The sequence below is a fragment of the Elioraea sp. genome (assembly GCF_051860475.1).
Lineage (GTDB): Bacteria > Pseudomonadota > Alphaproteobacteria > Acetobacterales > Acetobacteraceae > Elioraea.
Map to the genome: position 1 here is coordinate 21,058 of NZ_JBHYDW010000030.1, position 7,757 is coordinate 28,814.

The following is a 7,757-nucleotide window of genomic DNA, read 5'->3' on the forward strand; positions in this document are numbered from 1 at the left end:
TCCCTATCTGAACAGAAGTCTCGGCAGCCAGGTGGCGAGCTCAGGGAACACCCAAAGCGCGCCGAGCGCCAGCACCTGGAGGGCGACGAAGGGGAGGCTGCCGCGATAGATGTCGCCGGTCGTGACCGAGCCCGGCGCCACGCCCCGGAGGTAGAACAGCGCGAAGCCGAAGGGCGGGGTGAGGAAGCTCGTCTGCAGATTCACCCCGATCATCACGCCGAGCCAGATCGGATCGACGTCGAGCATCAGCAGCGCCGGCGCGGTCAGCGGCACGACGATGAACACGATCTCGAACGTGTCGAGGAAGAACCCGAGCACGAACATCAGCCCCATCGCCGCGAGCACCGCGCCCACGCGCCCTCCCGGCAATCCGTGCAGCACCTCCTCGATCAGGAGCTCGCCGCCCATGGTGCGGAACACCAGGCTGAAGATCGAGGCGCCGAACAGGATCACGAACACCATCGAGGTGGTCCTGAGCGTGCTCTCCGCCGCCTCCTGCACCCGTGCGAACGAGAGTTCCCGGCGCACGAAGGCGAGCAGCACCGCGCCGACGGCGCCAACCGAGGCGCTCTCGGTCGGTGTCGCGATCCCGCCGAGGATCGAGCCGAGCACCGCCATGATCAGCACCAGCGGCGGCACGAGCGACGAGACGATCCGGCCCGGCAGGCTCGCCCGTTCGGCGTCGTTCATGGGGATCGCCGGGGCCGATGACGGACGCAGCGCCGCGAGCATGACCGACCAGAGGATGTAGAGCCCGACCAGCAGCAGGCCCGGCAGCAGCGCGCCGGCGAACAGGTCGGAGACCGAGACCGGATCGGGCGCGAAGTTGCCCTTGCGGAGCTGCGCCTCGGAATTGGCGCCCTGAAGGAAGTCGGCGACGAAGATCAGGATCGTCGAGGGCGGAATGATCTGGCCGAGCGTGCCGGAGGCGCAGATCGCGCCCGTGGCGAGCTTCGGGTCGTAGCCCGCCCGCAGCATCGCCGGCAGGCTGATCAGCCCCATCGTCACCACCGTCGCGCCGACCACGCCGGTCGAGGCCGCGAGCAGCGCGCCGACGAGGATCACCGAGATCGCGAGCCCGCCGCGCACGCTGCCGAAGCACTGGCCCATCGTCGTCAGCAGCGCCTCGGCGATGCGCGTCCGTTCCAGCACCGTGCCCATGAGGATGAACAGCGGCACCGCGACCAGCACCTCGGACTGCATGATGCCGAAGTAGCGCGGCGCGATCGTCGCGAAGTAGGACGGATCGAACGCGCCGACCAGCCAGCCCGCGAGCGCAAAGAACAGCGAGGTGCCGGCGAGCGTGAACGCGACCGGATAGCCGAGCATCAGCGTTCCGATCGTCACGGCGAACAGCAGGACCGAGAGGATCTCGCCGAGGACGACGGGATCCATCGCTCAGGACGACCCGGCCGTCAGATGCGGCGCGTATTCGGGTCGTCCACCAAGCAGCAGCACCGCCTTGGCCGCCTGCGCGAGGCCCTGCAGCGCCACCACCACGCAGAACCCGAGCACGCAGGACTTCAGCAGATAGAGCCCGGGCAGCCCGCCGATGTTCTGGCTCCCTTCGCCGAACATCCAGGCGAGCCGCACGGCCGGCCACGTATAGACCCAGATCACCGCCAGGGTCGGCAGCAGCAACAGCACCGTGCCGAGGATCTCGATCTTGGCCTTCGTCCGCGGCTCGGCCGCGCGATAGAACAGATCGACCCGCACATGCGCATCCGCGCGCAACGCGAAGGCCGCGCCGAGCGTGAAGCCGGCGCCGTTCAGCCAGACATAGGCGTCCTGCATCCAGATGAAGGCAACGCCGAAGCCGTAGCGCAGCACCACGTTCACGAAGCAGACGATCACCGCGGCGATCAGCCCCCAGGCGAGCAGGCGCCCGAGCGCGCCGCTCAGCGCGTCGACCGCGCGCACGAACAGGATGAGTGCTCCCGTCACCCGAGGACGCTTCCCCCGCTTGCTTCCCGCCCCGCGGCCGGACCCTATGGGCAGGGCCGAGGAAAGGCAAACGAAACACGGACGCGTGCTGAGACAAGGGGTTGCGGTGCGCCGCGCCGTTGTGGCAGGCCAACTCCATGCCGACCCGACGTCACAGCATCCTCGGCGCCGCCGCACTTGTCGCGCTTCGACCGCCCGGCGGCGCACGCGCCGACGAGGCGGCATGGCAGGCGGCGCGCGAAGGCCGTGCGGCGGTGCTGATCCGGCATGCGATCGCACCCGGCACCGGCGACCCGCCCGGCTTCCGCCTCGAGGACTGCGCGACCCAGCGGAACCTGTCCGCGAGCGGCCGCGCCCAGGCGCGTGCGATCGGCGCTCTCCTCCGCGCCCAGGGCCTCGCCGGAGCCGGGCTGCGCTCCTCGGCGTGGTGCCGGTGCATCGAGACGGCCGAGCTGCTCGACCTCGGCCCGGTCACCCGCGAGCCCGCGCTCGACAGTTTCTTCGCCGACCGGGGTGCCGGCCCCGCCCGCACCGAGGCGCTGCGCCGGCTGCTCGCCGCCTGGGATGCACCGCGGCCGCTGGTGCTGGTCACCCACCAGGTGAACATCACCGCGCTGACCGGCGTGTTCCCCGCCTCGGGCGAATCGATCCTGGTGTATACCGGCGCGCGCGCCGGGGCGCTGGTCCTGCGCGTCCCGCCTCCCGCCGCCTGAACGGACCCCTCCGCAATGGACATGACATCCGCGCTTCAGGCGCTGCTGCTCGGCATGGTCGAGGGGGCGACGGAATTCATTCCGGTCTCCTCGACCGGGCATCTGATCCTGGTGATCGACCTGCTGGGATTCGCCGGCACGCCCGGCAAAAGCTTCGAGATCATGATCCAGCTGGGCGCGATCATGGCCGTCGTCGCGATCTACTTCCGCAAGCTCTGGGGCCTTGCCACCGGCCTGTTCACCGACCGTGAGGCGCAGCTCTACGTCCGCAACCTGTTCCTTGCCTTCCTGCCCGCGCTCGTGATCGGCGCGACACTCTACGGACCCGTCACCCGGTTCCTGTTCAACCCCTACGTCGTGTGCGCCGCGCTGATCACCGGCGGCATCGCGATCATCCTGATCGAGCGCTTCCGCGGCGCACCGACGACGCACCGCGTCGAGGCGATCACCCCGCGCGCCGCACTCGCGATCGGCTTCTTCCAGGTGCTCGCGATGATCCCCGGCACCTCGCGGTCGGGCGCCACGATCATCGGCGCGCTGCTGCTCGGCGTGGCCCGCCCGACCGCGGCCGAGTTCAGCTTCGTGCTCGCGATCCCGACCATGTTCGCCGCCACGGTGTACAGCCTCTACCGCGAGTGGTCGGGCATGACCTGGGATGGCGCGGGGCTGATCGCGATCGGCTTCGCCTCGGCCTTCGTGGTCGCGTTCGTGGTGGTGCGGCTCGTGCTCGCCGTCATCGCGAGGATCGGCTTCACGCCGTTCGGCTACTACCGGATCGCGCTCGGGCTTGTCATGCTGGCGGTCCTGACCACGCGCTGAGGGAGCGACGATGAAACTGTTCATGGCGGGACTGGCGACCGAAACGAACACCTGGGCGCCCATCCCCACCGGGCGCGACGCCTTCATGGGCCATCGCTACTTCCGCCACGACGCCTCGCGCCAGCCGCCGGGCTGGGGGAACCTTGCAATGCGGGTCTGGCGCGGCCGCGCCGAGGCGGACGGGATCGCGATCGCCGAGAGCCTGGCCGCCGCGGCCCAGCCCGCCGGCACCACCGTGCGCGCGGTCTATGAGGAGCTGCGCGACATGATCCTCGCGGATCTGCGCGCCGCCATGCCGGTCGATATCGTGCTGCTCTCGATGCACGGCGCGATGGTCGCCGACGGCTACGACGACTGCGAGGGCGACACGCTCGCCCGGGTGCGCGCGATCGTCGGTCCCGAGGTGGTGGTCGGGATCGAGCTCGACCTGCACTGCCACCTCAGCGAGACGATGCGCGAGGCGGCCGACCTGATCGTGCTGTTCAAGGAATATCCGCACACCGACATCGCCGACCGCGCCAACGACCTCTACGACCTCGCGCTGCGCGCGGCGCGGCGCGAGGTCCGCCCGCGCATCGCCTATCACGACCTGCGCATGATCTCGATGTGGCGCACCCCCGTCGAGCCGATGAAGGCCTTCGTCGCCGACATGGCCGCGGCCGAAGGCAGGGACGGCATCCTCTCGGTCTCGTTCGGCCACGGCTTCCCCTGGGCCGACGTGCCGGATGTCGGGTCGAAGATGGTGGTGATCGCCGACGGGGACGAGGCGAAGGCCCGGCGCCTCGCCCAGGACTTCGGCGCGCGGCTCTGGGCGATGCGCCACGAGACCCACCCGAAACTGGAGGATGCCGACGCGGTCATCGCCTCGGCACTCGGCGCGACCGACGGCAGGCCGGTCGTGATCGCCGACGTCACCGACAACGCCGGCGGCGGTGCGCCCTCCGACAGCACCTTCCTGCTGCACCGCCTGGTCGCCCACCAGGCGAAGGGCGCCGCAGTCGGCCCGGTCTGGGACCCGGTCGCGGTGTCGTTCTGCCGCGAGGCGGGCGTGGGCGCGCGGATGCGGCTGCGGGTGGGGGGCAAGTGCGGCGCCATGTCCGGGCCGCCCGCCGATCTCGACGTGGTGGTGCGCGCGGTCGCCGACAATCACGAGCAGTCCGGCCTCTCTGGCAGCCGCGCCTCGTTCGGGCCGTCGGCCTGGGTGGAGGCCGACGGCATCCACCTGCTGCTGATCAGCATCCGCCAGCAGGGCTTCCACCCAGACGGATTCGAGGGCCTCGGGCTGTCGCTCGCCGGGCTGAAGCTGGTGGTCGTCAAGTCGTCGCAGCACTTCTATGCCGGGTTCGCGCCGATCGCCTCCGCCGTGCGCTATGTCGGCGCGCCGGGCGCGATGGACCATGACTTCGCCGCGCTGCCCTACACGAAGCTTGCGACACCGTACTGGCCGAGGGTCGAGGACCCCTACGCGCGGTAGCGCGCCGCCGCCAGCGGTCGCGCGTACGACGGAAATCTTGCCCGGCGGAACGTTGCGGCCTAGAGTCCCGATCCGACGAACCCCGGCGGGAGAGATGGCGCATGCCCCGAGGCCCGACCAAGGTTGCCCCGCGCAGTGTCCGGCGCAAGGTCATCAAGCCGATACGGCCCGTACCAACCCCACGCAGGCTGCTCGTCTACCAGCCGGTCTTCCGGCTGATCCGGTTCCGCAAGCTGCTCGGCTCGGCGCGCTGCAGCGGGCTGACGGTCGAGGCGCAGCAGCAGACCCAGTGGTGCTGGGCCGCGGTCGCCAACAGCGTCTCGCATTTCTACGACGCCGCCTCGACCTGGACGCAGTGCACGATCGTCAATGCCGAGCTCGGCCAGACCACGTGCTGCACCAACGGCTCGTCCTCGTCCTGCAACAAGCCGTGGTACCTCGACAAGGCGCTGACGCGGGTCGGCTGCTTCCTGTCGATCGCCTCGGGCACGCTCACCTTCGCCACCATCAAGACGCTGATCAACAGCGGCCGCCCGCCCTGCGCCCGCCAGGGCTGGAGCGGCGGCGGCGGCCACTTCATGGCGATCGTCTGCCATTTCGAGGGCCTGCTCGGGCTGATCGGCGGCGGCGGCAGCACCGCGAAGCGGCTCAGGATCTCCGATCCCTGGTACGGCGACAGCGTGATCGACTACGACGTGTTCGTCTCCGGCTACCAGGGCAGCGGCACCTGGACCCACTCCTACCGCACCCAGCCCTGAGGAGGATGACGCCATGCCGCTGATGGTCGAACCGCCGCCCAAGGGGATCGAGAGGCTGCTGGACGCGGCCGTCTCGGAACTGGTCGCGCATGGCGCGCTCGCGCTGGGCACACGCGCGCGCCCCGCGGTCGCCATGCCGCTGCGCGCCTATCATCTCGGCGCGGATGCCATCGCCGAGGGTCGTGGCCTGGCGGCCGCGCAGCCGGTCGGCTGGGTAGCCAGCCTGATGAACGACGGCGAGGTGCTGGGGACGCTGGAACTGGTTCCGCCCAAGCCTGTGCGAAAGGGCGCCGCACCGGCGGAAGGACTGCGCTTCGGCGGCTTCACCCAGGGCTCGCTGCAGCGCGGCCTCGCCGCGGCCGTGCAGATGGCCGCGAAGCAGGTTGGGCGGGCGCAAGTGGAGGTCGCGGTGCTGCGTGCGCCGGCGATCTACCTCCTGGCACTGTGGCTGCGCGGCAAGGACGGCGACCGGCTGGTGCCGATCGCCCCGGCGCCGGCGCCGCTCAAGGCGGGCGAGGCGTATCCGGCCGAGCGGGCGCTGGAGGCGCTGGCCGAGGCAGCCAAGAACGCGCTCGCGGGCGACGACACGCGCAACTGACCCAGCGGCCCGCCACGCGCCCGCATGCCGCCCGACGGGTCGCGGTGCGCCCGCGGCAGGAGACATCAAAAATTCGGAGGGTTGCCGCCTTTTTTGGCGATAGGTCATGTGTTCTTCATAAAATGAGACTTGACGCTCTGGTCGCTGCCGGTAACGTTAACGTTGGGGAAAGAAGCCGGCACCGCTCTGGGTGCGTCGGCGTGATCGGGGGGTCACAGGAATGAATGCGTTCGCGCCAAGGTTCTCGTATCGCAGCATTCTGCTCGCCGGAGTTGCGGCCGGGCTAGTGGGGCTGACGCCGGCGCGAGCGCCCGCCGCCGATGTCACCTGGCTCGGCGGACCGGGCAACTGGAATGTCGGCGCCAACTGGATCGGCGGCAGCGCGCCGGCGGTGGGCGACAACGTGTTCATCGACGGCGGCAACGCCGTGGATTCCGTGGTCTCGCTGAACGTCAACGCGAGCATCAACGACCTGACCATCAGCAGCGGCGACACGCTCGGCATCAACAACGGCCAGACGCTGTCGATCACCGGCAACCTGGTGAATGCCGGCACGCTCGGGCTGAATTCCTCCGGCTCGACCACGGATCTGCGGATCGGCGCTACCACCACCTTCTCCGGCACTGGCACGGTGACGCTGAGCAACAGTGGGAGCAACCGGATCTGGGGTCTTGCCGCGGCGAACGTGCTGACCAACTCGGCCGGCCACACGATCCAGGGCGCGGGCAACATCGGCATCGGCGCGATGGGCCTCAACAACCAGGGCCTGATCGACGCGAACCAGAGCACGGCGCTGACGGTGCAGCTCAACAACGCGGCCGGGGTGACGCGCAGCAACACCGGCACGATGCAGGCCTCGTCCGGCGGCACGCTGACGATCACCTCGACGAATCTCGACAACACGAACGGCACGATCCAGGCGCTGGCCGGCTCGACCGTCAACGTCACGGGTGGGCGCATCACCGGCGGCACGGTGACGACGGCGGGCGACGGCGTGGTGCAGCTCAGCAATCCGGCGACGCTCGACACGCTCACCAACACCGGGCTGGTACGGATCAACAACGCCCAGCAGGGCATCGTCGCCGGCACGATCACCAATGACGGCACGATCGCGCTGGCCTCGACCGGCGGGCAGACGAACCTGCGGATCGACGGCAACGTGACGCTTGCGGGCACCGGCACGGTGACGCTGAGCAACAATGCCAACAACGTCATCTGGGGTCTGGCCGGGGCGAACGTGCTGACCAACTCGGCCGGCCACACGATCCAGGGCGCGGGCAATATCGGCTTCGGCGCGATGGGCCTGAACAACCAGGGTCTGATCGACGCGAACCAGAGCACGGCGCTGACGGTGCAGCTCAACAACGCGCTCGGGGTGACGCGCAGCAACACCGGCACGATGCAGGCCTCGTCCGGCGGCACGCTGACGATCACCTCGACGAATCTCGACA

8 protein-coding genes are annotated in these 7,757 nt (G+C 69.9%); 6 read left to right on the top strand and 2 right to left on the bottom strand.

Annotated features, from left to right (window positions below; all coding sequences use genetic code 11):
- Nucleotides 1-3 precede the first annotated feature (3 nt).
- Together ACTIFU_RS07985 and ACTIFU_RS07990 are read right to left on the bottom strand one after the other, a co-directional pair.
- Entirely contained in the window at nt 4-1,395 is a 1,392-nt protein-coding gene (locus ACTIFU_RS07985) for a TRAP transporter large permease (protein WP_439577775.1), read from the bottom strand.
- Nucleotides 1,396-1,398: 3 nt separating this feature from the next.
- On the bottom strand, nt 1,399-1,944 hold the full coding sequence (locus ACTIFU_RS07990) for a TRAP transporter small permease subunit (RefSeq protein WP_439577776.1): 546 nt from the start codon (nt 1,942-1,944) through the stop codon (nt 1,399-1,401).
- 137 nt (nt 1,945-2,081) lie between these two features.
- Between ACTIFU_RS07990 and ACTIFU_RS07995 the strand changes: the two genes are divergently transcribed.
- The 6 genes from ACTIFU_RS07995 to ACTIFU_RS08020 all read left to right on the top strand — a co-directional run.
- Entirely contained in the window at nt 2,082-2,657 is a 576-nt protein-coding gene (locus ACTIFU_RS07995) for a histidine phosphatase family protein (RefSeq protein ID WP_439577777.1), read from the top strand.
- A 15-nt stretch (nt 2,658-2,672) separates the two neighbouring features.
- Nucleotides 2,673-3,476, top strand: a complete 804-nt coding sequence (locus ACTIFU_RS08000; RefSeq protein WP_439577778.1) for an undecaprenyl-diphosphate phosphatase — start codon at nt 2,673-2,675, stop codon at nt 3,474-3,476.
- 10 nt (nt 3,477-3,486) lie between these two features.
- The gene (locus ACTIFU_RS08005; RefSeq protein ID WP_439577779.1) at nt 3,487-4,950 is read left to right on the top strand and encodes a M81 family metallopeptidase; all 1,464 of its coding nucleotides are present in this window, start codon (nt 3,487-3,489) and stop codon (nt 4,948-4,950) included.
- A 101-nt stretch (nt 4,951-5,051) separates the two neighbouring features.
- Entirely contained in the window at nt 5,052-5,708 is a 657-nt protein-coding gene (locus ACTIFU_RS08010) for a papain-like cysteine protease family protein (protein ID WP_439577780.1), read from the top strand.
- A gap of 13 nt (nt 5,709-5,721) precedes the next feature.
- On the top strand, nt 5,722-6,306 hold the full coding sequence (locus tag ACTIFU_RS08015; protein ID WP_439577781.1) for a hypothetical protein: 585 nt from the start codon (nt 5,722-5,724) through the stop codon (nt 6,304-6,306).
- Nucleotides 6,307-6,526: 220 nt separating this feature from the next.
- On the top strand, nt 6,527-7,757 hold a 1,231-nt coding region (locus ACTIFU_RS08020; RefSeq protein WP_439577782.1), incomplete at its 3' end, for a beta strand repeat-containing protein.

Bases quoted from the DNA above. Each gene is read 5' to 3' on its own strand.
- ACTIFU_RS07985 (WP_439577775.1), bottom strand. From the start codon at position 1,395: ATGGATCCCGTCGTCCTCGGCGAGATCCTCTCGGTCCTGCTGTTCGCC.
- ACTIFU_RS07995 (WP_439577777.1), top strand. From the start codon at position 2,082: ATGCCGACCCGACGTCACAGCATCCTCGGCGCCGCCGCACTTGTCGCG.
- ACTIFU_RS08000 (WP_439577778.1), top strand. From the start codon at position 2,673: ATGGACATGACATCCGCGCTTCAGGCGCTGCTGCTCGGCATGGTCGAG.
- ACTIFU_RS08005 (WP_439577779.1), top strand. From the start codon at position 3,487: ATGAAACTGTTCATGGCGGGACTGGCGACCGAAACGAACACCTGGGCG.
- ACTIFU_RS08010 (WP_439577780.1), top strand. From the start codon at position 5,052: ATGCCCCGAGGCCCGACCAAGGTTGCCCCGCGCAGTGTCCGGCGCAAG.
- ACTIFU_RS08015 (WP_439577781.1), top strand. From the start codon at position 5,722: ATGCCGCTGATGGTCGAACCGCCGCCCAAGGGGATCGAGAGGCTGCTG.